This window comes from Planktothricoides raciborskii GIHE-MW2, assembly GCF_040564635.1.
GTDB classification, from domain to species: Bacteria; Cyanobacteriota; Cyanobacteriia; order Cyanobacteriales; family Laspinemataceae; genus Planktothricoides; species Planktothricoides raciborskii.
Window position 1 is genome coordinate 4999844 of the sequence record NZ_CP159837.1, and the last position, 25880, is coordinate 5025723.

Sequence of the window (25880 nt, forward strand, 5' to 3'; positions counted from 1 at the left end):
AACCACATGGTAATTTTCAACAATCGACCAAAACTAGCTCTAATCTCCCTGACATTTTTGGCATTAATCACTGGATGTACCCCCCAAGCAGAACCTCCTCAAAATAGTTCTTCTCCCCCGCTCCCCAACTCCTCTGCTCCCCAAACTCCGCAACCAGAACCCCCGAAAGCACCGCCTAAACCCTTACTCGTATCCCCAGACAACCCAGATCCAACCACCAACGCCAAAATCCAGCAATATATCAACAATTTAGCCGCCCAAGGATTTGCCGCAACGGATCAAGGGGTTTGGATGCAGTCGGGTACAACTTTATTAGCCAATCATCAAGGAACCGTCCCCCTCTCTGCCGCTTCCGTCACCAAAATCGCCACCACGATCGCCGTATTACAAACCTTTGGCCCCGAACATCAATTTAGCACCGTAATTTCTGCCACTGGCCCTATAGAAAATGGCCAACTCAATGGAGATTTAGTCATTCAAGGCGGTGAAGACCCATTTTTTGTCTGGGAAGAAGCGATCGCCCTTGGCAACGTCCTCAACCAAATCGGCATCAAAAAAATCACCGGCAACCTAATCATCACCGGCAAATTTTACATGAACTATGAATTAGACCCCGAAGCCTCCGGCAACCTCCTCAAACTCGGACTGAATAGCAACATTTGGCCAGAAGAAGCGGAAACTCAATATCTCACCTTACCTCCAGACACCCCAAGACCCCAAATAGAAATTCAAGGGGCGGTCCAAGTCATCCCCGCACCTCCGGCAAACCTTCAGCCCCTAGTCCGCCACTATTCCAAACCCCTGGGCGAACTGGTCAAACTAATGAATATGTACAGCAACAACATGATGGCGGATATGCTGGCAAACGCCGTCGGTGGCCCACAAATCGTCGCCCAAAAAGCCGCCCAAGCCGCCGAAGTTTCCCCTCAAGAAATTCAACTCATCAACGGTTCTGGCTTAGGAGAAGAAAATCGCATTTCCCCTCGCGCTGCTTGTGGAATGTTTCTCGCCTTAGAGCGTTATCTTCAACCTTATAACATGACGATCGCCGATGTGGTTGCCATTGTCGGCCAAGACTTAGGAGTATTAGAAAGCCGCAACATTCCCAAATTTTCTATTATTAAAACTGGCAGCCTAGATCGTGTCAGTACCTTAGCGGGAGTCATCCCCACCCAAAATCAGGGCAATATCTGCATGGCAATTATGAACATCGGCGGCGAACTTGATGGTTTTCGCAATCAACAAGACAACTTACTTCAAGGACTTTTAACTCAATGGGGATCCGTCGCATCACCCCCACCAGAAGTCAGTCCTACCGCTTGGAAAAACGGCAAAAACTCAAAATCAGAAATTATCAAACCATCCGGGACTTAAACGCAAAAAAAAGAAAAAGGAGCCTTTTTTAGGCTCCTTTTTTCAAGCTTTGGTTAAAGCTTTTGTTCAAGCTTTAATAATTCAACTCAAGCTTACTTAATGCTGACCTTAGCACCAGATTCTTCCAGTTGCTTCTTAGCATCTTCAGCGGCTTCTTTAGCCACAGCTTCTTTAACTGCTTTTGGTGCAGATTCAACTAAATCTTTAGCTTCTTTCAGACCCAAGCCGGTCAAAGCCCGCACCACTTTCAGAACAGCAATCTTCTTATCAGCGGGAACTTCTTCCAGGATCACATCAAACTCGGTTTTTTCTTCTTCTGGTTCAGCAGCGGCAGCACCAGCACCGGGGGCCATCATCATCATGCCACCAACAGGGGCAGCAGCGCTAACACCAAAAGTTTCTTCAATTTGCTTAACCAGTTCAGCGGCTTCCAGCAGGGTCAAACCTTTTAGCTTTTCCAAAATTTCATCAGTTGCAGCAGACATTAGATTAACTCCTTAGATAGTAATTTTTTCGGGTAATGGTTATTAGTTTTTTGTTGTTTGTTATTTGTTGTTTGTTATTTGTTATTTGTTGTTTGTTATTTGTTATTTGTTGTTTGTTATTTGCCGTTTGTTCTTTGCCGTTTGTCTAATGACTAATGAGCAAACAAGCAAACAACCAACCAACAAAGAATCCCTACCCAACTAACAACCAACAACTAACAACTAACAACAATCAACAACCAACAACTAACAACTAACACTTAACAACCATCAACAAACAACAATTAAGCTGCATCGCTTTCTTGTTTGTTGTCTTTGTCCGCATAAGCTTGCAGACCACGGGCGATCGAAGCCGGAACTTCTTTGATGCCAATAGCAACCTTGGCGGTAACTGCATTGAGAGCGCCAGCGATTTGGGCGTAGAGTTGCTCTTTAGAGGGCAAGTCACCGATCGCCGTCACATCGGCTTCAGTCAAGAGTTTTCCTTCTAAAACCCCACCCCGAAGTTCGGTTTTTTTGGTAGTTTTTTGGAACTCTTTATAAGCCTTAATAGCCCCACTCAAATCATCTTTGAGCAGCAGGAATGCCGAAGCATCTTTGAGTAATGGTTCGATCGATTCCCACTTTTGATCACCATCAACAGCCCGTTTCATTAGGGTATTTTTGGTGATTTTGCAAACTGCGCCACTGGGTCGCAAGCTGCGGCGCAAATTGGTAATCTCAGCAACGGAAAGTCCTTTGTATTCGATGACAACTGCCATCTGGGACTCACTCAAAAGCTGTTTTAGATCGGCCACAATGGCCTGTTTATCTTCCTTTGTTCTGGGCAAATGTTTTCACCTCCTCGTCGGCTGTTTTTCAGACTTTCAGATCCCAAAATTTTATCGCCTCCAAAATCAAAAACCCCAGCGATGCTGCCAGGGTTACACATAATTCTGGTGCGATCTGGACAATCAACTCCGGATCGCGTTACCTAGAAATTCTCGCATAAACCTCGGCAGGCAATTAAGCTTTTGGCTCCTGCTTTTTTCGGCTGCTTTTATTTAATTGGAATCAAATTTTTGCTGTAATTGAACACTCCGAAAATATGCCAAAAATATGCCAACAATATGCCAACAATATTAGGCAACAGTCGCTTCTGCTTTTAGGTCACGCAAGAGGGCAATATCCACTTCAATAGATGGACCCATTGTGGCGGATACATACAAACTGCGCCAGTAGCGACCTTTAGCCCCTGAAGGACGGTTACGATCAATACAATCTTGCAATGCCTTCAGATTGACTAATAAATCCTCCGCTGAGAAGGATGCCTTGCCAAATAGAACGTGGACAATCCCCGTGCGATCGGCGCGGAACTCTAGTTTACCAGCTTTAAACTCATTAATCGCCGCCGCCAAATCAAAAGTAACGCTTCCACCTTTGGGGGATGGCATCAAACCACGCGGACCGAGTAATCGCCCTAACTTAGCCACTTGGGGCATCACATCCGGGGTGGCAATTAGCTTATCAAAGTCCATCCGGCCTTGCTGAATTTCATCAATCAGTTCTTCTGAACCGACAACATCAGCACCCGCATTCGTGGCTTCTTGGACTTTTTCCCCACGAGCAATCACGGCTACACGCACCGTTTGACCAGTTCCTTTTGGCAGGACTACAGTAGTCCGCAATTGTTGGTCGGTATATTTCGGATCAATTCCTAAACGAATATGCGCTTCGGCAGATTCAGGAAACTTGGCTGTTGCCGTTTCTTTTAACAGTTTGAGAGCTTCTAAAGGCTCGTAAGGTTGCTCCTCAACTTTTTTCTTGAGGGCTTGTAGTCTTTTAGATACTTTTTTTGGCATTTATCTCTCCTGGGGTCACTAGCGAGTCAGGGACTCTCCCCCTAAATTTTCAAGGGAATTTGGGTTGTTAACTCTGAGTTGTTTAATCAACAACGGTTACACCCATATTTCTCGCAGTACCTTCCACAATTCGGGTGGCTGCTTCAATATCATTCGCGTTTAAGTCGGGCATTTTGGTTTGGGCAATTTCCTGGAGTTGCGCTCTGGTAATTGAGCCAACTTTTGTCCGGTTTGGTTCGCCCGAACCTCTGTCAATCCCGATCGCCTTGCGAATGAGAACCGATGCTGGCGGGGTTTTCAGAACAAATGTGAAACTGCGGTCTTCATAGACACTGATTTCCACTGGCACCACTAGACCTGCTTGATCCGCAGTTCTGGCGTTGTATTCTTTGCAGAACATCATAATATTAACGCCATGCTGACCCAAAGCCGGGCCGATTGGAGGTGCTGGGTTGGCCTTTCCCGCCGTAATAGCCAACTTAATTACCGCAACAACTTTTTTTGCCATTGATTGTATTTGCTACTTTAGCTCAATTTGCGAACTTGATTAAACTCCAGTTCCACTGGCGTATCCCGTCCGAAAATAGAGAGTAGGGCCTTGAGTTTACTACGCTCAGGGCTGACTTCAATAACTTCGCCGTCAAAGTCTTTGAAGGGGCCTGAAATCACCTCAATTTTTTCTCCGGGAGCCAGGGAAGTTTTAACAACTGGCTCGGAGTCTTGCCGTTGTTTAAAGATGCGTTGCACTTCAGACGGAGAAAGGGGCATGGGTTTAACATGGCCACGTCCTCGACCATAGCTGCGCTTCTGTTCGGCTCCGACAAAGTTAATCACATGGGGGGTATTTTTGACAACCTGCCAGCTTTCATCGTCCATCGCCATCTTCACAAGCACATACCCAGGAAATATTTTTTCCTCTGTGGGCATCCGCTTGCCATCTTTACGAATTTTGACAGCAGCTACCTGCGGAATCTCTATCTGAAAAATTCTGTCACCTATATCCAGGGTTTGAATCCGCTGTTCTAAGGTGGCTTTTACCCGCTTTTCACAGCCGGAAGCGACCTGAACGGCATACCAGCGACCCTGATTGACTGGGGTCACTGATTCTTGATCCAGACTTTCCTGTTCTGGTGAATATCCTGATTCGTCCGATGCAAAAGTCATCAGAACACCTGTTTAGCTGCCCAATCGAAAAAATTATCAACTAGATATATTAAGCTTGCTGAGAGAATCACCATTAATAGGACGGCAACAGACTCACTAATGACCTGTTGACGGGAAGGCCACACTACTTTAGCGAGTTCCTCTTTAGTTTGATCAAAAAAGCCTGCTGGGTCAAAGCCGCTTTTTTGGGTATCTTGAATTTCTGCTTCGGTTTTCTTGGCCACAATTTTTTCCCTCTTCCAGTTAAGAGTCCCAAGACTTTTGGTTTTTTGTTGATTCCGGCTTGCCGTGATTCACGGCAGACTGACGGACAAATTACCCAAGACTTTTGACTTGATGATCCTTAAGTGTTTTTTGCGCTTTTGAACCAACGCGATCGCCAATCTGCCCGAAAGTATTGGTTGTTGTTGACTAGATGACCTAGCACTTAACACACTTTCGGGCAGACTTTATAGAGCGATGGTTCAGCGCGCCCTGGAGGACTTGAACCCCCGACATCAGGTTTTGGAGACCTGCGTTCTACCAACTGAACTAAGAGCGCACACGCTGAATTCAATTCAACCGTAGCTCAATGTTTCCAGTTTAGTATAGACTTGCCCGATTGTCAACGATCTAATCAATAAATTTGATCGTTTTATTTCAGTTAAGGTTATACAGGGCGATCAAAGCGCTGTTTCAGACGAGTTGCCTTACCAACGCGATCGCGCAGATAGTAAAGTTTGGCGCGTCGGGCTTTACCGCGACTCACCACCTTAATACTTTCAATGCGAGGTGAATGGAGCAGGAATACCCTCTCTACACCAACACCTTGGAAAATCCGTCTGACGGTAATGGTTTCATTAATGCCACCATTGCGAATGCCAATCACTGTCCCTTCATAGGGTTGGATTCTTTCCTTACCGCCTTCACGGATTCTGACGCCAACCCTTACGGTGTCACCGACATAAATGGTCGGCAGATCCGATTTAAGTTGCTCCGCTTCAATGGAACGGATAATTTCTTGAGCGTGCATAATCCTAAGTAAAACTCACAGTCTTCCATTATATATCGGTGAGTGACAGAAAGTCTAGTAATTTGCCAAAAGTTTTCGATAATTTCTTTAGCACCATCTCTAGCACCATCTCTAGCACCATCTCTAGCACCATCTCTAGTACCAATTTTGTCGGAGCGGATCCAGTCAAGAGTTTAAGGGCGATCGTCCCTGATTTACAGGGAATTTCCAGGGAATTTCCCGCCAAATCGAGCCAAAATGTCGTCAATCCTTGACTATATGATGTAAAATTTAAAAAATTATGCAAAAATTACCATTGCGTTTAGGAATCAGATAGAGTATATTGGACATCAATTTGTTGTTCATACAAGGTGGCAGAAACACAGTTGAAAATTGCAACGTTAATTGGCTACCCTTGGAGATCCTTATGGTATCTGGATCTTCAACTCAAGCGGAAAAGACATTTCGACCCGGCGCTCTCCTGGACGAATCGGTGTGAGGCGCCTAGTATGTGACTGATCAACCTACTAGGAAAGGTTGGTCAGTTATTAGTGCAATAGTTCCACTGGTGAGATGACTCTGAACTCAACAGCAATGCAAAGAGACGAGAGTTGATCCAGACCTAAAAATTTTCTCATTGATGCTCAAAGCCCTGATTAGCTTTTGAGTCCCATACTATGTTTTTGCTGGGGATTGCGGGTTATCGCAAACCCTGGAAAGACTCTGGCTTCATAAGTTCAAAATCACTTCAGAGCAAGCGGCAGACGCAAAAAACCGCGACTCGGAAACAAATCGGAAACGAAATGGGTGCTTGTTGACCTTTGACTACAAGGATAATTCCGTCCTTAGAGACAGTCAGCGATCAATTTTGACCCGTGATGATGAACCGTTATGAACCGGCAAAAGTGTGGATTCGCGATCGGTTTGAAACCAACTCAACTGTTTGTAGCACTATATCTGAGGTTGAATATGTCACCGAATTTTGGCTTGAAAATTGCCCCCGCTCCCATGTCGGAGCAAATTAATATTGTCGATTTAATTGACAGCTATTTTACCGCTTACAACTCTGCGCGTTTGCGGGAAATTTGCCATTTGCTCCAGCAAAAAGTATTTCGCGAAGGTGTCACCGTCGGGCTGAGTCTGTCTGGTGCCATGACTCCAGCGGGTTTTGGGGTTTCTACCTTAGCGCCGTTGATTCGTCACGGTTTTATTGATTATATCATTAGCACTGGGGCGAATTTGTATCACGATATTCATTATGGCTTGGGTTTAAGCCTGTATAGTGGCAATCCATTTACGGATGATATCAAGCTGCGGCAAAGCGGACAGATTCGGATTTATGACATTATCTTTGATTACGATGTCTTGCTGGAAACCGATGCATTTATTCGTCGCCTGCTGATGTCTGAATCTTTCCAAAAACGGATGGGAACCGCTGAGTTTCACCATTTGTTAGGCAAGTATATTTGGGAAACAGAGAAACAATTAGGAATTAAAAATTCTTGCTTGTTGGCTACGGCTTATGAATGTGGCGTACCGATTTATACTTCCTCTCCTGGGGATAGTTCTATTGGGATGAATGTGGCAGCAGTGGCTTTAGAAGGTTCTCAGTTGATTATCGATCCAGCGGTGGATGTGAACGAAACCGCAGCGATCGCCTACTCAGCGCGGGAAACTGGCACGAATGTCCCTGGTAAAAGTGCGGCGTTGATTCTCGGTGGTGGCAGTCCGAAAAACTTCCTGCTGCAAACCCAGCCGCAAATTCACGAAGTGTTGGGTCTGGAAGAACGGGGTCACGACTATTTTATCCAAGTCACCGATGCACGTCCAGATACCGGAGGTCTGTCTGGTGCCACTCCGAGTGAAGCGGTAAGCTGGGGCAAAGTAGATCCCCATGAATTACCGAATACGGTTGTGTGCTACACCGACAGCACGATCGCCTTACCGTTGATGACCGCGTATGTGATGCATCAATGCGCCCCTCGTCCGCTGAAGCGTCTTTACGATCGCCGCCCGGAAATGGTGACTAAACTGAAATTGGATTATCTGATGGCTAAGGCTGAACAGGCGAAAAAGGAAAAATCCCCAGAAAAATCTTTGGCCAAAGTTCTGCAAAATGGACACAGACCAAAGCAAGTCGCCACTTATCCTTGCGGAACCCCCATCCGTAATGGTCATACCTAGCGTTGTGATTCGGTAATTTTGATCGTAATTTCGATCTAAATAAGCCCTCTTGTCTGAAGATAAGAGGGCTTATTTTGTGATTTGGTTAACAAGGGGAATGGGAGGGTGTGGGATGTGGGGCCGCCATCGGCCGCCATCGGTGTGGGGGAACAGGAAAGAGGAAAGAGGAAAGAGGAAAGAGGAAAGAGGAAAGAGGAAAGAGGAAAGAGGAAAGAGGAAAATTCTATGCATCTCTCTTCTATGCATCTCTCTTCCCCCTACACCCTACACCCTACACCCTACACGACGGCGGCTTCCCCCTACACCCTACACCCTACACCCTACACCCTGTTGCCTTATGAGTAGTATTGTGCTGAACAGTAGACGCTTTTGAATTGATAAATATGACTGTAGATTTTTTGACTTTATCGTTGCCAATGTTGCCAATGTTGCCAATTTTATTGTTAGGAATTTTAGCCTTTTATGTGGCGGCGAATTTGGGCGCCAATGATGTGGCTAATTCAATGGGTACGTCGGTGGGTTCTAAGGCTTTAACCCTAAGACAAGCGTTGATTGTGGCGGGGATTTTGGAGTTTACCGGGGCGGTGATATTTGGTCACGAAGTGGCGGAAACTTTGGCGACCCAAGTGGTGAATACCCGGTTTTTTGTGGGTCAACCGGAAGTGTTGTTGCTGGGGATGGTGTCGGTGATGGTTGCTTGTGGTTTGTGGCTGCAAATTGCTACCAGTTGGGGGTTGCCAGTGTCTTCCTCTCATGGGGTGGTGGGGGCTTTGGCTGGGTTTAGCTGGGTGGCGGCTGGTTTTCAGGCAGTAGACTGGCAAACTATTGGGGTGATTTCTGTGACTTGGTTGGTGACACCGTTGGTCAGCGGGGCGATCGCGGCTGGTTTTTATGGGGTAGTGAAATATTCTATTTTAGATCGTGCGGCACCGATGCAACAATTGCAAGAATGGACTCCTTGGTTAAGTGCGGCGTTGTTTGGCATTTTTGGGGCGATCGCCTTGCCGACTGTAACTGCACCTGTGAATCATTGGATCGGCGATGAATTTGGTGTAATTTTACCTCCCCAAGATTTACCGTTACTGTTAGGAACGTTTGCCGCTGTCACCGTGACGGTGATGATTTGGCGTAGTGCTGAAGCCGGGAAAAATATAGATAATAATATAGATCATAATTTAGATAATAATTTAAAAAAAGATGGCAAAAATGCCAGTGCTAATCGGTGGTTAGTCGAGAAACAATTGGCTAAATTTCAGGTGATCAGTGCTTGCTTTGTGGCGTTTGCTCACGGGTCGAATGATGTGGGAAATGCGATCGCGCCTTTAGCGGCCATATCCTATATTTTGCGAACAGGAGAAATCCCTGGGGCTAATTTTCAGATTCCGGTATGGATTTTAATTCTTGGCGGGACTGGGATTGTCACCGGGTTAGCAATTTGGGGCAAAAACGTGATTACCACCGTGGGAGAAAAGATTATTTCTTTACAACCTAGTGGCGGATTTTGTGCGGAATTAGCCACAGCAACCACCGTATTAATTGCTTCCCGTTTAGGCTTGCCGGTGTCCACTTCTCATGCCTTAGTTGGTGGAGTAGTCGGCATTGGTTTAGTGCAGAACTTTCGGTCAATTCGTTTAGAAACCATGCGGTCAATTATCTTGGCGTGGTTAACTACTGTGCCTTTTTCTGCGGGATTAGCTGCGGCAATTTTTTGGTTGTTAAATTGGTTAATTTATTAATCATAAACATAAGAAACCGGGTTTCTGAGGGCGCATCTTACCGTTAACTCTGATATCCACAACAGAAACCCGGTTTCTCATAGTAGTTGGCAGCGGATAGGTTGACTATTTGGTTTTGGAATAGTAGTTGGCAGCGGATAGGTTGAACCCCAGAAACCGGGTTTCTTTGTCGTACCCTACCGTTAACTTTGATATCCACAGCAGAAACCCGGTTTCTCAGCCCCTTTAACCCCATTAGACTGATTAGGGTTAAAAACAATGCTATACTGAATATATTGCCCTAACACTTAGGAGTCTAATTATGTTAGACAAGCTGATTAAATATTTTGTCTATGAAACCAAGGGCTATATTACTAAAACACAGCTAGTAAAATTTTTGTATCTAGCTGACCTTTATGCGGTCAAATGGACAGGAAAACAACTGACAGACCTTGATTGGTATTATTACAGTTTTGGCCCTTGGCATGAAGATATAGACGCTGCTTTAAAAAAAATGGACGGACAAGAGATTATTCAAGAATCTCAAGGAAATTCAATCCTGCTCAAACTTGGCTCGAAAGCGGGTACTTTAGCCGACCTGGATTTACCGATTGGTCTGAAATTAATGTTGGACAATATTAGAAGAGAATGGGCTGGTTTAGGACAAGATCGCCTGGAACAATTGTTAGAGTATGTGTATAATACTGCCCCAATGTTAGAGGTGACAAAAAACCATAAATTTGATGAAAAAGTTCGGCTAAATCTTTTAGCTGAAAATGAAAAATTAGTTAATGAATTAGGATGAAAAATGGCTGGACAAAAACCTCGACAAGGGTGGGTTTATCCAATCAACCCTTATAGGGTATCTTTGCGGTGCAAACAAGGTCATATTCACATTTATGATTTAGCTGAACCAGGAGAGGTACAGTGCAAGACAAGTTTTTGTAATTTGAGCATTAATTCCAGTCGAGTTTTTCGGGGGATACATCCTCATATTATCTGGACAAGCGATCGCTTCCAGGATGAGTCTAGTTACATTACCACTTTTACAGTAATTCCTCTGACTTCTCAAGAAACTTACAGAGGCTTACCAACGACTTATCCTGTGAAAGCTACTACTAAAAATAGTCTCGATCGCAATTCATTCGCCCTAATTCACCAAATTTATACGATTGACGCTAACTGCTTGAAAGACTCATCTGGAAATTGGTTTGAACGAATTGGACAACTGGATAAATCTGACAAAGAGGCGATCGCAGAACGTTTAAATTATTATTTAGGTATTTCAGATGATCCTAGTGAGGACTGGTTTCTGAAAAATGCCTCTCCAGATTTAGTCAAAAAAATATTTGGCTATCTTTCTGAAGCAGATAAGCAGTCAGTGATTTCTGAATTAATCGATGATTTTGATTTTTGAATAATTAGAGTCCCAGAAACCGGGTTTCTTTGTCGCATCCCACAGTTAACTCTGATACTCACAACAGAAACCCGGTTTCTCAGCCCCCACAACCCAATTGGCAGCGGATATATTTGGGCAACGGATGGGATAACGGTTTTGTCTCTCTCGTCTCTCTCTTTGTGTCCTCTGTGTCTCTGTGGTAAAAAACAACGTTTCCTGGTAAAATAAAATATTCCTATTAACCAGCGGAAAAATATGACTGTTAATCATCCCGAATGTGCTAACTTGAAAGACCAAGTTAATGCCTTGTTAAAGTTGCTCCAGCAAGAACCAAAACTGCGATCGCAATACAATACTATCGCTGTTGAACATTCCTTAAATAAAGCTATTTCACCTCGCTTTGAAATTGTGTTTGCCGGGGCATTTAGTGCCGGAAAGTCGATGTTAATTAATGCGCTGTTAGAACGAGAATTATTATACAGTGCCGAAGGACACGCGACGGGAACCGAATGTTATATTGAATACGCAGAACCCAATCAAGAACGGGTGGTTTTAACGTTTTTAAGTCTAGGGGAAATTCACGAGCAATTCGGGATGATGTGCAAGAATCTGGGATTAAGTACCTCTATAGATCCAGAAAATATCGATCGCCCCGAAGTAATCGATAAGTTACAAGAAATATGCCAGGAGATTATTAAAAAAGAGGGGGGAGAAAGTAAGTCTGAATATGCCAAACAAGCTAAAGCGTTAAGTTTACTCATAGAAGGTTATCAGCATAACCGCGATCGCATCAACTCGGTTCATAATGCCATCTATTCTATGGATCAATTGGGGTTTTCTAACCTGAGTAAAGCGGCAGATTATGCGCGACGGGGTAGCAATAGCGCGGTGTTGAAACGGTTAGAGTATTACTGTCATCATCCCCTGTTAAAAGATGGGAATATTTTGGTTGATTTGCCGGGAATTGATGCACCAGTAAAAAAAGATGCCCAGCTAACTTATCAGAAAGTGGAAAATCCGGATACTTCGGCGGTGGTGACGGTTTTAAAACCAGCGGCTGCGGGAGATATGACCACAGAAGAGACGGAATTACTGGAAAAAATGAAGAGTAATCCCGGAATTCGCGATCGTGTATTTTATGTGTTTAACCGGATTGACCAAACTTGGTATAATGCTCAATTACGACAACGGTTAGATCAACTAATCCAGACTCAGTTTCGCGATACCAACCGCATTTACAAAACCAGTGGCTTGTTGGGATTTTATGGCAGTCAAATTAAACAAACCAGTGGGCGCGATCGCTTTGGTTTAGACTCCATATTTACCGAAAGCGTTAAAGGACTTGGGGGACAAGAAGAAACACCCCAATTTGTCAGCGAATTTAACAACTATTGTGCCAACTCTGGGAAACTTTCCCGCAGTGAATTTCGGGTTTCCGTGAATGGGTATGAAACCCCGAATGAGAACTATGTGCGGATTTTGAGTGAGTGGGGGACACCTTTAATGGATCAACTCATTCAAGATAGTGGGATTGAGACATTTCGGGAAGCGATTACTCAGTATCTTACGAATGAAAAGCGCCCCCAACTGTTTACTACTCTGGCTGACGATTTACAACCAATTTGTATCGGGTTAAAAGATTACTATAATAGCCAACGGCAAAACCTAGCCAGTCAACCTCGCGAAATCGATGCGATGAAAGCGCAAGAGTTGGATCGACTCAACCAGCAATTGCAAACCATTGGCAGTGAGTTAGAGCAATATTTGGCGAAAAAAATTAACCTAATTATTGCCGAAGAAGATCCAGATTTTGAAAATGATTTTAATCGGCTGAAAAAACAAATGGTCGTGCGACTTGATGAGTTACTGCATCAGTTTTCTGTGCTGGAAGCTTATAAAAAAGCAACGGGTAGCCATAGTCGGAATGCCACGGCGCCTTTTTTGGCGGTTTTGGTGGAAGCATTATACTATCTTGCCAATGAATTAGAGGATGTTTTGGTGGAATATGCTCAAATGGTGGTGACAAATTTCTGTCAGCGTCTTTTGGACTCCGTGAAAAAAACCGATAGTTATCTGAATTTGTATCGGTTGTTGGGTAAAGATGGGGGAATTGAACAGCAGTTTAAAAAGTTAGAGGAGACTTTGTTAAGTTTGATTGCTAATGAAGCGCGGCGAGAATGCGATCGCTATGTGCGGGAAAGTCCCCGATTTTACGATGAAGGCACTTTTTCTATCTATCAGTTTCGCCAAACCTTGCAACAAACTTCTCAAAGTTATGGGGCTGAAAGTATCATCAAGGCAGAACCGGCAATTCGCCAATTACTCAAGTTAGATTTTGAGCCCAAAGTTTCTGCCACTATTCGCAGTCATTTCCGGCAAGGGATGAACCAAACTCTGAAAACTCAAGTGTTACCTTTGGCGGAACAATACAAGTTAGATATTCTCCAAAAGTATGATGTGGCGCGGGCTTATTTAGAGAAAAGCTTGGAAAAGGAAGCAGAGTTAAAGATTGCTCAAAATCAAAAGAACCTCGATGTTGTTGAAGAAAAAATTGCCGCTTATAATCAGGCGGTTCAGGGGATTAATGCTTGTTTACAATCGATGAATTTATACGGTCAGCAATTGCCGGTGATTTCTGACAATGTTTCTGGTGATGAGTTTGCCGATGCCGGTGAATTACGGGAAAATCCTGACACGATTTCAGCCGATTTAATCGGTTAATTTTAGAGAGTTCAGTAAAACTACAGAGACACATAAAACACGAAGAAAAATGTGATAGGAGGGCAACTCTTTGCCCTCCTACTGTGATAGAATAAAACCACAGAGACACAGAGATCGCAGAGAGAGAAAATAATGGTAGGGTGTGTTAGCGATCGCGTAACGCACCACTTTTTTATGCTGGTTCTATGGTATTCTAGTTTCATCTACAATTTTGTCGGTATTCGCCATGAATCAACAAAAATTTCAAGCTTTGACCAATGAAGAAGATGTCATCTCCGTTAAAGAAGACAATATGCATAGTTATGTTATGGGTTCTCCCATGTTTAAACTGGTCGATATGGTGAGAAAGTTATCTGTTAAGTTGGTCGGGATGAATGAAATCGATTGGGATAAATCAAATTACCAGAAAAAAAAATGGATTACTGATGGAGTAAAATGTGAAGTATTAAGTGTCAGTGAAGGAAAATGGAAAACTGGAAAATTGAGAATTAAACTCGTATTTGAATTTTGCCCTGATGAACCTAAGTCGAGTACGGCTAGTAAGTCACCTCTGGATGATTTACGAGGCTAAAGCAATTTACTCTTTGAAAAATGCTTGTTGAATCAGGCAATATAAAGAAGAAAAACCACAGAGACACAGAGAACACAAAGAAAAATGTGATAGGAGGGCAAACCCCTGCCCTCCTACTGTGATATAATTAATTATCTCATCTAAAAATTTTGTCGGTATTCGCCATGAATGAAAATAAATTTGAAGCTTTAACTAATCAAGGAGATGTCATATTGGTTCAGGAAGAAGAAATGCGAGGCTATTTAGGTAATTGTTCCATGTTTAAACTAAGTGATATTGTGCGAAAAGTGTCTTGTCAGTTTCTAAATTTAAAGGAATAGTTTTGGTGGAAAGAAGATATAGCAAGAAGAAAATGGGTCAGTGATGGAATTAAGTGTGAAATATTGAAAGTAGGTGAAGGGATATGGAAAAAGGGAAAAATGAGAATTAAGGTTGTACTTGAATTCTGTCCCGATGAACCCAAGTCTAGTAATTCACTTCTTACGGCTAGTAATTCACCTCTGGATGATTTACGAGGCTAAAGCAATTTACTCTTTGAAAAATGCTTGTTGAATCAGGCAATATATATAAAGAAGAAAAACCACAGAGACACAGAGAACACAGCCTCACCTAAGCGTACAATTTGAGCCTAAAAAACTTAGCATCCATCTTTGTGTCCTTTGTGTCTTTGTGGTGAATTTCCTGTAACATATTTTAATCATAAAAACCATGACAAAAACACCTAGAATTAAAATTCCCCCAGAAGTGAGACAATTTGTGTTAAATCGAGATAATTTCCAATGTCGCAGTTGTGGCAGTCGGGAAAATCTTCAAGTAGATCATATTATTCCTCTTGCCAAAGGAGGGGCGAACGATTTGAGTAATTTACAAACCCTATGTTCTGTTTGTAATAGCCAAAAAAGCGATCGCCTCGATCCACGGTTTAAACGACTTTTTAGTTAAGTTAAAACCGATAAAATTCGCTATAATGATTAAACTAGCCAAAAACCACCAAAATTAATCAAAGCATGACTACTGTATTATTCTGGGATATCGACGGCACTTTAATTGATTCCTGTGGCGCGGGTCGGATCGCATTGACGGAAGCAGCCAGTCAAATGATTGGCGAATCCGTGGATTTATCCTCAGTGAAAATGGCCGGTTTAACAGAGTTGGCGATCGCCATCAGTATTTTAGAAACTTTGGGGTTAATGGCCAGTGAAAAAAATCTCAAGAAGCTGTTAAGCTTATATAAAAAAAATATTGCCCCTTGCTTGCATCGCACCCAAGGATATATTATTGATGGAGTGAAAGAAATTCTAGACAGTTTACAATCGTGCGAACAGGTAATTTCTATTTTATTGACTGGCAACTGTGAAACGGGGGCTTGGGCAAAGCTTGCTCACTATGGTTTAGACCATTATTTTAATTTAGGGTCATTTGGGGAGAACCATTGCGATCGCACCGAACTGGCTAAATATGCCTTAGCTTTAGCGCAACAAAAAGTAGCAAATCTCAACCTCGATCGCTGTTATGTGATTGGCGATACCCCCCATGATATTCGCTGCGGTCAGGCGATCGGGGCGAAAACCATTGCGATCGCCAATCAACATTATGGGGTTGAAGAATTAGCCAGTCATAATAGTTCATTAGTTTGGGAAAAATTTCCCACCCCTCCATCATTTATGGCGCAATTGGGTTTAATTCCATAAGCCAAGAATCAACCGGGTTTTTTATGTGAATCAATCTGTCAGAGAAAATCGCCAAAAACCCGGTTTTGAGAATATTTACAGATACTTCAGCAAATTTCTTTGTATTCAGGTACTATTCAGGTACAAAAAACCTCTAGATTCCCGCCTTCGCGGGAATGGCAGGTCTTAATTTTGTACGGCATAAATCCGCAAAACGCTGTATCACCAGTCCTTAGCCGCTGCTTTTTTATTTAAGCCAAGCCAGTCAAAGGCAACGGCTGAGGCATTTGTAACACTTGCTCATAAAGGTGTTCTAACTGGGTAATATTCCGACTCAGGGTATAACGTTCTAACACTCGTTGGCGGGCTTTTTGTCCCATCAACTGAGCTAATTCTGGGTGATCTTTAAACAGTGGTAACAAAGCTTTTAGCTGTGTGGTCACACCCTTGGTACTGAGAATTACCCCCGCCCCATCAGCGATCGCCTCCCCATCGGCCCCCACATCGGTGGCAATACAAGCCAATCCGCAAGCCATCGCCTCCAATAGTGAAAGGGAAAGTCCTTCGACCAAAGACGGCAGAATAAAGACATCACAGCCACGGAGAATTTCAATGCGCCGCTGTTCATCGGCCACATATCCTAACCAAATAATATTGTGTTCTAGGTTATAGGAGCCTTGCAAAGAAGTGGCATAAGGCCCATCTCCCATAATCAGCAACTTGCACTTTGGCCCCAAATTAGATTGTTTCCAAGCTTTCAGTAACGCTTCGACATTTTTTTCCAAGGCAATGCGACCTTGATAAACAAATAAACGTTCGCCTTGAAATTCATCTTTCACCGCAGAATATCCTGGGGAATACTTTTGTACATCCACCCCATTGGGAATCACCGCCACTCGTTCCGGTGGGACATTCAATTTCACCAAAACATCCCGTTGAATATCAGAAAAAACAATCGTCTGATTGTAATTGGCCAAAAAAGGCGCATAAAGCTGATAAGTCAGATGTTGGGTACTAGAGGTTAAAGTCCGGGGTTTGCGTTCAAAAGGGGGATGAAACGTAGACACCAAGGATATACCCAGTTCCGCACAGATTTCCGGCAGTACGAAATCCAACGGCGAAAGCGTCAGGGAGGCATGAACCAAATCCGGCTTGAGTTCTCGTAAAGCCCGTGTCAGGACTTTACTGGATTTCAGGGTAGGAATGGTATAAATTGTCGATTTGTACAAGCAAGGCAAGGGCACTTCAGAGACGATCGGCCACTGGGCTGTTTTGTTAAAAGCTTGCTGAGGACTTAAAGAAGGAATGACGTTTTGAGGTTCCGCAGACTCTTGAGCAAAATGGAGAAAACTAACCTCGTATCCCCGGTCAAGCAGGGCATTAGTTACTTCGCGAGAATAAGTAACATTTCCACAAAAGGGTGATTTTTTTCCCAACCAGGCAATGTGCATGCAACTTCTGATTCCCAAGGTTTGTAATGAATAATAACGCGATATTTGGTTTTAGCTAAACATAAAAAATCGCGATCGCCCGTCAATATCGCACATTCAACGGATATCTGTGCGATCGCGATCTAATCGCTACTGAACAAAGACATTCCACGAATCACTCGTTAATTAACGAGCGATCGTCAATTTGCCAGTTTGTTTACCCGAAATATACCAAGTTAATCCGCCTCCGGCCATGACAATTAGGGCCAAAGTCAAAAACACCACCTGCAATCCCACCAAAGCTTCCGCCACCCCAGCCACAGCCAAGGGCAAACTCAAAGCAATATTCACCACATTATTTTGTAAGCCAAACACTTTACCACGCATCTCTTCGGGGGTTTCCGCTTGAATAGTGGTTTGCATCGGCACCCCGACGATCGCCGCACCAAATCCCAAAAAAGTAATCAAGACTAAAACAAAGAATAGTTGCTCAGAAAACAAAGCCAACCCCACCAGAGATCCGGTCATTATAAATGAGCCAAACAAACTCAGTTGACGGTGGGTAAAGGCGGCGCCAAAATGACCCAAAATTGCAGCCCCAATTCCCATGCCTAATCCACCCGCAGCCAGCAAAAAACCAAACTGCTCTGACTCAATATTGGGAATCACTTCTGCCAAACGAACCGCCAAAACTGCCAGGGCAGCAAAAACGCAGAACAAAATCACCAATTGCAGCATCGCCGATCGCACCCGACGATTTTTCCCCAAATAAGCCACTGCATCGCGGATTTCCTCAAACACATGAACCGATTCTTGTTCTGGGGTCTTGGGGATTTCGGGAATGCGGATCAACAGCAGCAGAAACCCCGCAAAGCAATAACTCCCCCCAACCACCAATTCTCTGCCAGTAGTCAAACCATTACCCCAATTGGACAATAAATGGTTGGCAAAATTCAACACCGGCTCCCCAACGGCAAAACCAATAATCACCGAAGCCATCATGGTCGTGGTATAGAGAGAATTAGCGGCCAAGAGTTGCTGCCGCTGAACAATTAAAGGAATTACCGCTTGTTCTGCGGGGGCAAAAAATTGGGTCAGGGTAGAAACGAAAAAGGTAATTACCAGCATCAGACAAAATCCCAAAGGGAGCTTTCCGAGTTGCAGTCCTTGAGACATCCACAAAACTAATGGCAAGACCAATACCAACAATCCCCGCAACAGATTAGTTGCCACCAATACAGTTTTCTTTTGCCATCGATCGACAAAGGCACCGGCCAAGTAACCAAATAATACTGCGGGGATGGTAAAGGCAATCATAATCGCCGATACCCAACTGCTAATACTTTGTCCCGGTTGCTGAAACACACTGGCAATAATGGCAATCATCAATACCAGATAGACTTTATCCGCTAGCTGGGAAAAAACTTGACCACTCCAAAGGGCTAAAAAATTGGCATTTTTCAAGACTGGCCCAAATCCGGGCTGTGATTTGATCGATTTACCCTGGTTACCCTGGTGATGATGGTCATTGTCACCAGGACAATTGTGATGGTTGCGATCCTCATGCTCATCCGTTGGCTGCCGGGGATCCGGTGATGAGTTGCCATTAGGATAATGAATTCTATTGATTGGTTGATTACTGATTGCCTGGTCTATTCTCTGGTCATCCTGACTGAGAAAATGGTCAGGAGAATCCGAGGTTGAGGTTTTTGATGGAAAATCAAATAATTGCATTGTGTGAGTGATGTCTGAACAAGGTTTCGTAGTCAGAGCGAAAATATGTTCTGGTTTCGCACTGGTTCTACTGTATTCGTTTCCGAGGTAATTTTGCTAAAAAATTGATTTCAAATAAGTATCTAAGAGTATAGGCGATCGCAGCGATCGCTCCAAATGGACTTGGGCATATTGTCGTAAAAGTTTTTCAATTGTCAGCCAAACTTGGTTAAAGGATAAGTCCCTCAATTTTGAAGGTAACTGACTTAAGATCGCTTCTACCGGGGGTAATTCGGGATGGGTGAGTTGCTGAAGCATGGCTAATTCAACTGCATTAAGCTTGCTGTTAATTGCCGGTAAATTTTGAGTTTCGAGGGTTGAATTTAATCGTGAATTTGATCTTGACATAATCGGCGGTGAGTTTTGCATCATCCATTCAGAAGATACAGTTCCGCCACCGAGTATACTGAAGCCGACTTGCCAGTTAGTTTGGGTAAAATTCGGCTGAAGTTTTTGTTGCGTGAGACAACAGTGATGCACTTGAGGGGCAATTCCCCCCAATGCCAGCAGATGATAAATCCCGTGAGTTAATAATGGAATTACCGGCATAAAACAGGGATGATTATGGACTGTTGGCGATCGCGAAATTCGGCTTAAATGTTCTCCCAGCAGGAAAAACAGTTCCGCTTGGGGTTGATCGCTGAGGGCTTGATAGAGGGCTAATTCTGCCAAATATTGACCCGCTGCCAACTTGCCCAAGTCTTTACTCAGACCGGGATAAGACTCCACGGTTTCTGCTTGAGTGATTCTATCAAGCGATCGCCCCTTATAGATTAACAACTCATTCACCACAAACAAACCACTGCGACCGCCCATTGTTGATTTTGGCTTACGACTCCCAGGGGCGATCGCCTGAATTAAGCCTAATTCTGGGGTTAAAATCGTCAGCAACCGATCCGACTCCCCCATTGGCATCGACTTCAGATTAATCCCCCGCACCTTATAGCTTCGATCCATCTTTTCTCTTCATCTATATTGCTTGAATTGATTGGTTTTACTTGTGCATTTTTACTGTTAAATTGCCTATTATTAAGGCAATTTATTCATTCACCTTATAATTGGGTATATAGGCAATGGATAAAAAACGATTTTATCGGGTTTATTTATTTCATAATAACCACTATTTAATTATACTTTATTGGAGATATTTTTCTACAAAATATCGAAGCAGGCAACAAATGCAAAATCAGCCAATAAAATGCGATTAATTTTATAATTAATCCTGAACAAATCAGAATTAATATTCATCAGACTGACTCAATGGGGGTTCAAATTTTTCCCGTTGACGTAGAATATCCGGCCCGCGAGAAGTCCCCAATCTCGTTGCCCCAGCCACAATTAAATCTAAAGCTTGCCCTGGGGTACGAATGCCCCCAGAAGCTTTAATTCCCACATTACCTTTGGTGATTTCTTTGAGCAATTTCACATCTGCCACCGTAGCGCCCCCATGAAAGCCGGTACTGGTTTTGAGATAAGCCACCCCCGCATCCATGCAAATTTCCGCTGCCAGTTGTTTTTCCTCTTGAGTCAGTAAAGACATTTCCAAAATCGCCTTCACCAATTGGCCGGTTTCCTGGCAAATTTCCGCAATTTCTCGATAAACTTCATTGGTTCTACCGGACTTCAGGGCGCCTAGATTAATCACCACATCCAATTCCGTGGCCCCATTCTCCACCGCTTCTTGGGCTTCGTAGAGTTTCACCATTGGCGTAGTGGCACCACTGGGAAACCCAATCACAGTGCAGACTTTGACGGGTTTGCCATGCAAAAAATTACTGGCAAGTCCCACATAAGCCGGGTAAACACAGACCGTGGGGAAATGATACTTCAGCGCTTCATCACACCAATACTCTACCTGTTCTGGAGTGGCTGTAGGGTTGAGCAGGGCATGATCGATAAAGGAAGCCAAATCGATATTACTGTCAAGTAAAGCTCTGGTCATGGTTGAATCTCTAAGTCATCTATGTTTAATTTGTATCAAAATTTTAAGAAAAATAAACACAAAACCCCGGCTTTTCTTCAAGCCGGGGTTTTATCCGCAGGGGAGTGGGGGAGCGGGGGAGCGGAGGAGCGGGGGAAAACAATTAACAATTGATAATTGACAATTGACAATTAAATACCATGATCAATTATCAATTATCAATTATCAATTATCAATTATCAATTATCAATTATCAATTACACCCCACAACCCAACCAACCAACAATCAACAACCAACCATCAACAATTACCGAGTGCGTTGAACATATTGGAGAATGCCCTGGGCGATCGCCTCAGCAATGCGGGTGCGATTGTCTGGGTTAGCCAAAATCTGCGAATCATCACTGCCGGTGACAAAACCCACTTCCACCAACACTGCTGGCATCTGAGTATTTCGCAACACATAAAATCGAGCCTGCTTAACCCCCCGGTTATTCATTCTCATGGTTTGCAGAATACTATTTTGGATATATTGCGCCAGTAAATTACCGCTTTGGTAATAATAAGTTTCCACCCCATTCACTTCTGTGCGTCCCCCACCCACAGCATTGGCGTGAACACTCACAAATAAATCCGCACTGATGCGATTAGCCAGTTGGGTTCGAGGCGCCAGGTCAATGGTGCGCTCATCCTGACGAGTCATCACTACTTGAATGCCACTTTGCTCCAGCATTTCAGCCAGCTTCTGGGAAATATCCAAAACCACATCAGTTTCCCGAAGTCCCCCCAGACCGACGGCGCCGGGGTCAGTGCCCCCATGACCAGGGTCAATTACAACCACCAAACGCCCATCTTGGGTTCTGGGGGCTTGAATTTGGGGATAATTTTCTGGGGGTAAGGGAGTGGTGGGACGAGGCGATACAGAACCCTGACCGGAGCCAGAAACTCCTGCTTTTGGTTGCAATTGCAGCGCAATTTGATTCGGGCCTTGTGACACAACCCCCATGACGTGGTAATTCGGGTTAGGCTGCACCATCAGGGTGACGGTTTCTGGTTCGTCTTCTCGTTCCTGTAAAGATAAAATCGGATTATTGGCATTAAAACCATTGGGCAATCTTACCCCTTCTCCGAGTTGAGCGGAAAAAATCTGAATGGCATAGTCTAAGGTCTGTCGATCCCAACTAGCGTTGTACTGGATTGGCCGATCGCTTCTAATCAATAATTGCGTCCCATTATTCACCAACTGAACCGACTCAATGGTGGCAAAGCCATTGCCTTGGGCAATTTCCGGCGATCGCTTCTCCCCAGAACTGACTAATGGAGTAACCGATGGTCTGACTGCCGTATTAATCGGTTGAGGTTCAGGTAATTGCACCGTCCAGTTATTCCCGGACACTGGCTCGAATTGCACCCCTGAAGGATCCAGAGTATAACCGTTCGCCAATTCCACCACAATTCTGGCCATATTCGGCTCAACTTGTCCCACGCGCACTTCGCGAATGGCACCGCCGACGGACTGCGATCGCAAATTGCGGGGAATATCGGCAATACTAATTCCCGGCAAATCGATCACTAATCTAACCGGGTCAGAAATCAATTGGGCTTTAGGCTGAACCGGAGTGGCAGTCCTAAAAGACAGTTGATTTTGGGTTGCTTGAAAGCGCCAATTTTGCAGTCGGCTGGCTTCAGCGGGAGAACTCAGGCAAACAACCCCGATTAAACTAGGCAGGATGCATTGCCAGAGCAGAGTTTTCCAAAGTCTGGAGTCAGAAAATTTTCCGAATTTTTTGTCCGTTGGCTGGTTAGTAGTTTTCATGGCACTTTTCTATATAAACTGTTTTGGATATGATACATTGGCGATGATTTTCGGCGGAAACCGAGACTGAGTTTAGTCGTAATCTGGGCTTTTTTTAATGGATTTTGCTCAGGTTGTTATCTATTTCTTTCGGCATGATTCGGTCAATGAATTGTGATAGACATTAAAAATCCCCGAAGACGATTTTTCAGCATGACGTGAAAAAACCGAGCGGGGTTCATTAAAATATAGACGCGATCGCGCCTATATCTGGAGTAATGGTTGTATATCTGGATACGGTATTTTCTCAACGATCTGGAGAACTTCACTAATTTTTAACAATGTTTATGATATTTAGCATATTTTGGCTTAAATTGTATGCCGGTTTTCTCTCCTGATCGCGAGGTTTTGCACACTATATAATAAATAGTTTCATTAATGCTACCGTAAACGATTTTACAAATTTCGTTGCATATACTGTAAAATCCCACGAGCGATCGCCTCAGCCATCAGACTGCGATAAGCGGGGTCAGCCAATTTCGCGGCATCTTGCGCTCCTGTAACAAAGCCCACCTCCACCAACACCGCTGGCATCTGGGTATGTCGGAGGACATAAAATCTGGCTTCGCGGACGCCGCGATTGGGCGATCCAGTCGTTTGCAGAATACTATTGTGAATATATTGAGCCAGTAATTGACCACTGCGACTCTGAAAATAATAAGTCTCGATGCCATTCACATCAGGACGAGTCATATCGATCGCATTGGCATGAATACTAATAAACAAATCCGCATTGACGCGATTTGCCAGTTGTGTCCGAGGTTCCAACTCAACTTCTTGGTCATATTCCCGCGTCATCACCACCTGAACTCCGTTTTGTTCCAGGATATCCCTGACCTGTTTGGAAATGGGCAACACCACATCAATTTCCCGCAGTCCACCAATGCCGATCGCCCCGGTATCATTGCCCCCATGTCCCGGATCGATCACGACCACCACTCGTCCTTGTTGAATTGGACGAGTCTGCGGACTGGGAGTAGTTTGCCTGGGTTGGGTAATCGGCTGGGGATAGGAGGAATTATCTCGGTTGTTTCCTGGCACAGGTGTCACCACCGCTGATTGTTTAGGTTGCAGTTGCAGCGCAATCTGCTGACTACTCGGTTGATAAATAGAATTAGAAGCAATCAAAAAGTTGGGATTGGGCTTCACCAATAGGGTCACGGTTTCCTCGTCGTCTTGCCGTTGTTCCACCGCCAAAACCCCATTGCTGGCACTGAAATTGGGCAGTCTGACTCCTGAACCGATCTGAGCGCCGGGAATCGTGATTCGATAAGCCATCGGCGTATCCCAGCCACTACTATAAGTCAGTGGGCGATCGGCTTTAATCACCAGTTCTGTACCATTTTTGCTCAGTTCAACGGACTCAATGATGCTTAAATCACTGCCTTGGCTAATACTCGGTCGCATACCGCCTTGGGGCCATAGAAGCACCGCACCGGCTGAACTCACCTGAGCATCCCAAGCTTGGGCGCGATCGCTCATATCCAACGTCACACGCACCACTGGGGCTGAACCCAAACCCGGAGTCACTTGCACCCTGCTAACCCCTAAGCCGCTCATATTCTGATTCGGAGTGCGAAAATCTGGGGATAAAGTAGCACCAAATATACTAATCGTCATCCAAGAACCATCCGCCGCGAAATTCTTTTCTATCCGTGGCAGTTGTCCACTGGTACTTAACACAATCCCTTGTTCACTCACCTGAACATTCTGCACAATGGTTTGAGCATTGGTAGAACCGGCGCCCCTTGACCCGTTAGAAGAACTGTTGGCAGCCCCGTTGGGAGCGGGTGACCCCCCAGTGCCGATCCGTTGAGGCGTAGGGATTTGCACTGTCCACTCACTCGCGGAAAGTCCATCAAATTGGACCTGAGTCGGATCAACCGTATAGCCTTCAGCAAATTCCACCACAATTCTGGCGGTGTCGCTTTCAAACTGTCCCACGCGAATTTCTTTAATGGCACCGCCCAGGTATTGAGAGCGTGGTGACTGCCCAATGGTTGTACCGGGCAGATCGATCACTAACCGAGTCGGATTGGCCAACAGTTGGGCTCTGGGCTGAACCCCACCAGCGGTCGTAAAAGATAATCGGTTTTGATTCGACTGAAACTGCCAAGATTGCAGCCTTGCCGCCTCTGCGGGGGTGGCCAGCATTAATAGACCGGCAAGGGTCGGCAGGACTCCCTTGAGTAAGATATTTTTACCCACTTGAGTCTGGGGAAAGGCCTTAACACGCAAGCTAGGGGTGACATTATTCATATTTTCGGACACCACATATATTCTCTACTTTTGGCCACCAGATAGATAGGATTCAAGAAATCCATTTCCGCACTAAATTTTTCCGTAACCAGAAATCAACCAAATGTTTCCAGAAGGTTGGTTGACACAGCACCCCGGAAGACAAACCTCTAATATTTTAATCAGGATTTTCATCAGATGAGGCATTCCTCAAAGATCAATATCTGATAGGGTACAATGTCGATCGCAGTTTCTCAGTATATATGACCCATAGAGATTTGACACTGTAATCCATAAATGGCCAGTGGCTATTACTGCTTCATGCGAAATGGTGGCACCTCAATGCTAATGGTTTAATGGTTGAGAATCTCCTGGCTATGCTTACGAAATTACAAACGGCGATCGTGCGGATCCGGATGGTCAGCAGAGATTTCTTTTGGGACTTCCCCAGAAAAGAAACCGAAACTCCGGGGCTACCTCCTACCCCTGTTCCCTTCTCTTTCTTAACTAAAGCGCTTTTCACTGTCTGAAAACCACACCCCCCAACC

Annotated in this window: 24 protein-coding genes, 1 tRNA gene and 1 other annotated feature; of the genes, 11 read left to right on the forward strand and 14 right to left on the reverse strand. The window is 44.4% G+C overall.

The window, feature by feature from the left end; genetic code table 11:
• Positions 1-57 precede the first annotated feature (57 nt).
• The gene (locus tag ABWT76_RS21380) at positions 58-1374 is read left to right on the forward strand and encodes a D-alanyl-D-alanine carboxypeptidase (protein ID WP_354634922.1); all 1317 of its coding nucleotides are present in this window, start codon (positions 58-60) and stop codon (positions 1372-1374) included.
• A 92-nt stretch (positions 1375-1466) separates the two neighbouring features.
• On the opposite strand, the gene rplL is transcribed toward ABWT76_RS21380, so the two are convergent.
• The 8 genes from rplL to rplS form a co-directional block, all read right to left on the reverse strand.
• The gene (rplL, locus tag ABWT76_RS21385; protein WP_054465484.1) at positions 1467-1859 is read right to left on the reverse strand and encodes a 50S ribosomal protein L7/L12; all 393 of its coding nucleotides are present in this window, start codon (positions 1857-1859) and stop codon (positions 1467-1469) included.
• A 284-nt stretch (positions 1860-2143) separates the two neighbouring features.
• The gene (rplJ, locus tag ABWT76_RS21390; protein WP_054465483.1) at positions 2144-2689 is read right to left on the reverse strand and encodes a 50S ribosomal protein L10; all 546 of its coding nucleotides are present in this window, start codon (positions 2687-2689) and stop codon (positions 2144-2146) included.
• A 58-nt stretch (positions 2690-2747) separates the two neighbouring features.
• Positions 2748-2910 (reverse strand) — a sequence feature (ribosomal protein L10 leader region).
• A gap of 70 nt (positions 2911-2980) precedes the next feature.
• Positions 2981-3700 (reverse strand): 50S ribosomal protein L1, encoded by a 720-nt coding sequence (gene rplA, locus ABWT76_RS21395; protein WP_054465482.1) that lies wholly within the window; start codon positions 3698-3700, stop codon positions 2981-2983.
• 82 nt (positions 3701-3782) lie between these two features.
• Positions 3783-4208 (reverse strand): 50S ribosomal protein L11, encoded by a 426-nt coding sequence (rplK, locus tag ABWT76_RS21400; RefSeq protein ID WP_054465481.1) that lies wholly within the window; start codon positions 4206-4208, stop codon positions 3783-3785.
• A gap of 17 nt (positions 4209-4225) precedes the next feature.
• Complete coding sequence (nusG, locus tag ABWT76_RS21405; RefSeq protein ID WP_054465480.1) at positions 4226-4864, reverse strand: transcription termination/antitermination protein NusG; 639 nt, start codon at positions 4862-4864, stop codon at positions 4226-4228.
• Positions 4864-5088 carry a preprotein translocase subunit SecE gene (gene secE / locus ABWT76_RS21410; protein WP_054465479.1) on the reverse strand — a complete coding sequence of 75 codons (225 nt, stop codon included), beginning with the start codon at positions 5086-5088 and terminating at the stop codon, positions 4864-4866. Before secE ends, nusG begins: the two co-directional genes overlap by 1 nt.
• A 244-nt stretch (positions 5089-5332) precedes the next feature.
• A tRNA-Trp gene (locus tag ABWT76_RS21415) sits at positions 5333-5405 on the reverse strand.
• Between the two features lie 108 nt (positions 5406-5513).
• Positions 5514-5876 (reverse strand): 50S ribosomal protein L19, encoded by a 363-nt coding sequence (gene rplS / locus ABWT76_RS21420; protein WP_054465478.1) that lies wholly within the window; start codon positions 5874-5876, stop codon positions 5514-5516.
• A gap of 38 nt (positions 5877-5914) precedes the next feature.
• Between rplS and ABWT76_RS21425 the strand changes: the two genes are divergently transcribed.
• The 10 genes from ABWT76_RS21425 to ABWT76_RS21470 all read left to right on the forward strand — a co-directional run bounded on the left by ABWT76_RS21425 (position 5915) and on the right by ABWT76_RS21470 (position 16136).
• The gene (locus ABWT76_RS21425) at positions 5915-6130 is read left to right on the forward strand and encodes a hypothetical protein (RefSeq protein ID WP_190877427.1); all 216 of its coding nucleotides are present in this window, start codon (positions 5915-5917) and stop codon (positions 6128-6130) included.
• A 694-nt stretch (positions 6131-6824) separates the two neighbouring features.
• Entirely contained in the window at positions 6825-8039 is a 1215-nt protein-coding gene (gene speY, locus ABWT76_RS21430; RefSeq protein ID WP_054465503.1) for a deoxyhypusine synthase, read from the forward strand.
• A gap of 383 nt (positions 8040-8422) precedes the next feature.
• Entirely contained in the window at positions 8423-9775 is a 1353-nt protein-coding gene (locus tag ABWT76_RS21435) for an inorganic phosphate transporter (protein ID WP_231636686.1), read from the forward strand.
• Positions 9776-10076: 301 nt separating this feature from the next.
• Complete coding sequence (locus tag ABWT76_RS21440) at positions 10077-10559, forward strand: type II toxin-antitoxin system antitoxin SocA domain-containing protein (RefSeq protein ID WP_354634923.1); 483 nt, start codon at positions 10077-10079, stop codon at positions 10557-10559.
• 3 nt (positions 10560-10562) lie between these two features.
• Complete coding sequence (locus ABWT76_RS21445; protein ID WP_354634924.1) at positions 10563-11171, forward strand: type II toxin-antitoxin system PemK/MazF family toxin; 609 nt, start codon at positions 10563-10565, stop codon at positions 11169-11171.
• A 237-nt stretch (positions 11172-11408) separates the two neighbouring features.
• Positions 11409-13874 (forward strand): dynamin-like GTPase family protein, encoded by a 2466-nt coding sequence (locus ABWT76_RS21450; RefSeq protein ID WP_354634925.1) that lies wholly within the window; start codon positions 11409-11411, stop codon positions 13872-13874.
• A 226-nt stretch (positions 13875-14100) separates the two neighbouring features.
• Positions 14101-14445, forward strand: coding sequence for a KGK domain-containing protein (locus tag ABWT76_RS21455; RefSeq protein WP_354634926.1), 345 nt, complete (start codon positions 14101-14103; stop codon positions 14443-14445).
• A 338-nt stretch (positions 14446-14783) separates the two neighbouring features.
• The gene (locus ABWT76_RS21460) at positions 14784-14966 is read left to right on the forward strand and encodes a KGK domain-containing protein (protein ID WP_354636432.1); all 183 of its coding nucleotides are present in this window, start codon (positions 14784-14786) and stop codon (positions 14964-14966) included.
• Between the two features lie 187 nt (positions 14967-15153).
• Positions 15154-15387, forward strand: coding sequence for an HNH endonuclease (locus ABWT76_RS21465; RefSeq protein ID WP_054465473.1), 234 nt, complete (start codon positions 15154-15156; stop codon positions 15385-15387).
• Positions 15388-15452: 65 nt separating this feature from the next.
• Complete coding sequence (locus tag ABWT76_RS21470; RefSeq protein WP_072160699.1) at positions 15453-16136, forward strand: HAD hydrolase-like protein; 684 nt, start codon at positions 15453-15455, stop codon at positions 16134-16136.
• Between the two features lie 230 nt (positions 16137-16366).
• Here the strand turns inward: ABWT76_RS21470 and ABWT76_RS21475 are convergent, their stop codons facing one another.
• The 6 genes from ABWT76_RS21475 to ABWT76_RS21500 all read right to left on the reverse strand — a co-directional run bounded on the left by ABWT76_RS21475 (position 16367) and on the right by ABWT76_RS21500 (position 25368).
• On the reverse strand, positions 16367-17566 hold the full coding sequence (locus ABWT76_RS21475; RefSeq protein WP_054465472.1) for a glycosyltransferase family 4 protein: 1200 nt from the start codon (positions 17564-17566) through the stop codon (positions 16367-16369).
• Positions 17567-17731: 165 nt separating this feature from the next.
• On the reverse strand, positions 17732-19279 hold the full coding sequence (locus ABWT76_RS21480; protein ID WP_082348784.1) for an MFS transporter: 1548 nt from the start codon (positions 19277-19279) through the stop codon (positions 17732-17734).
• Between the two features lie 96 nt (positions 19280-19375).
• Entirely contained in the window at positions 19376-20275 is a 900-nt protein-coding gene (recO, locus tag ABWT76_RS21485; RefSeq protein ID WP_054465471.1) for a DNA repair protein RecO, read from the reverse strand.
• Positions 20276-20555: 280 nt separating this feature from the next.
• Complete coding sequence (deoC, locus tag ABWT76_RS21490) at positions 20556-21260, reverse strand: deoxyribose-phosphate aldolase (protein ID WP_190877423.1); 705 nt, start codon at positions 21258-21260, stop codon at positions 20556-20558.
• Between the two features lie 286 nt (positions 21261-21546).
• Positions 21547-23055, reverse strand: coding sequence for an N-acetylmuramoyl-L-alanine amidase (locus ABWT76_RS21495; RefSeq protein ID WP_190877421.1), 1509 nt, complete (start codon positions 23053-23055; stop codon positions 21547-21549).
• 435 nt (positions 23056-23490) lie between these two features.
• A complete protein-coding gene (locus ABWT76_RS21500) occupies positions 23491-25368 on the reverse strand; it encodes an N-acetylmuramoyl-L-alanine amidase (protein ID WP_354634927.1) in 1878 nt (625 codons plus the stop codon).
• Positions 25369-25880 lie beyond the last annotated feature (512 nt).

Bases quoted from the DNA above. Each gene is read 5' to 3' on its own strand.
- rplK (WP_054465481.1), bottom strand. From the start codon at position 4,208: ATGGCAAAAAAAGTTGTTGCGGTAATTAAGTTGGCTATTACGGCGGGA.
- ABWT76_RS21435 (WP_231636686.1), top strand. From the start codon at position 8,423: ATGACTGTAGATTTTTTGACTTTATCGTTGCCAATGTTGCCAATGTTG.
- ABWT76_RS21475 (WP_054465472.1), bottom strand. From the start codon at position 17,566: ATGCACATTGCCTGGTTGGGAAAAAAATCACCCTTTTGTGGAAATGTT.
- speY (WP_054465503.1), top strand. From the start codon at position 6,825: ATGTCACCGAATTTTGGCTTGAAAATTGCCCCCGCTCCCATGTCGGAG.
- ABWT76_RS21445 (WP_354634924.1), top strand. From the start codon at position 10,563: ATGGCTGGACAAAAACCTCGACAAGGGTGGGTTTATCCAATCAACCCT.
- ABWT76_RS21440 (WP_354634923.1), top strand. From the start codon at position 10,077: ATGTTAGACAAGCTGATTAAATATTTTGTCTATGAAACCAAGGGCTAT.
- rplA (WP_054465482.1), bottom strand. From the start codon at position 3,700: ATGCCAAAAAAAGTATCTAAAAGACTACAAGCCCTCAAGAAAAAAGTT.
- ABWT76_RS21450 (WP_354634925.1), top strand. From the start codon at position 11,409: ATGACTGTTAATCATCCCGAATGTGCTAACTTGAAAGACCAAGTTAAT.
- recO (WP_054465471.1), bottom strand. From the start codon at position 20,275: ATGGATCGAAGCTATAAGGTGCGGGGGATTAATCTGAAGTCGATGCCA.
- rplS (WP_054465478.1), bottom strand. From the start codon at position 5,876: ATGCACGCTCAAGAAATTATCCGTTCCATTGAAGCGGAGCAACTTAAA.
- ABWT76_RS21495 (WP_190877421.1), bottom strand. From the start codon at position 23,055: ATGAAAACTACTAACCAGCCAACGGACAAAAAATTCGGAAAATTTTCT.
- ABWT76_RS21470 (WP_072160699.1), top strand. From the start codon at position 15,453: ATGACTACTGTATTATTCTGGGATATCGACGGCACTTTAATTGATTCC.
- ABWT76_RS21465 (WP_054465473.1), top strand. From the start codon at position 15,154: ATGACAAAAACACCTAGAATTAAAATTCCCCCAGAAGTGAGACAATTT.
- deoC (WP_190877423.1), bottom strand. From the start codon at position 21,260: ATGACCAGAGCTTTACTTGACAGTAATATCGATTTGGCTTCCTTTATC.
- nusG (WP_054465480.1), bottom strand. From the start codon at position 4,864: ATGACTTTTGCATCGGACGAATCAGGATATTCACCAGAACAGGAAAGT.
- ABWT76_RS21480 (WP_082348784.1), bottom strand. From the start codon at position 19,279: ATGCAATTATTTGATTTTCCATCAAAAACCTCAACCTCGGATTCTCCT.
- ABWT76_RS21455 (WP_354634926.1), top strand. From the start codon at position 14,101: ATGAATCAACAAAAATTTCAAGCTTTGACCAATGAAGAAGATGTCATC.
- rplL (WP_054465484.1), bottom strand. From the start codon at position 1,859: ATGTCTGCTGCAACTGATGAAATTTTGGAAAAGCTAAAAGGTTTGACC.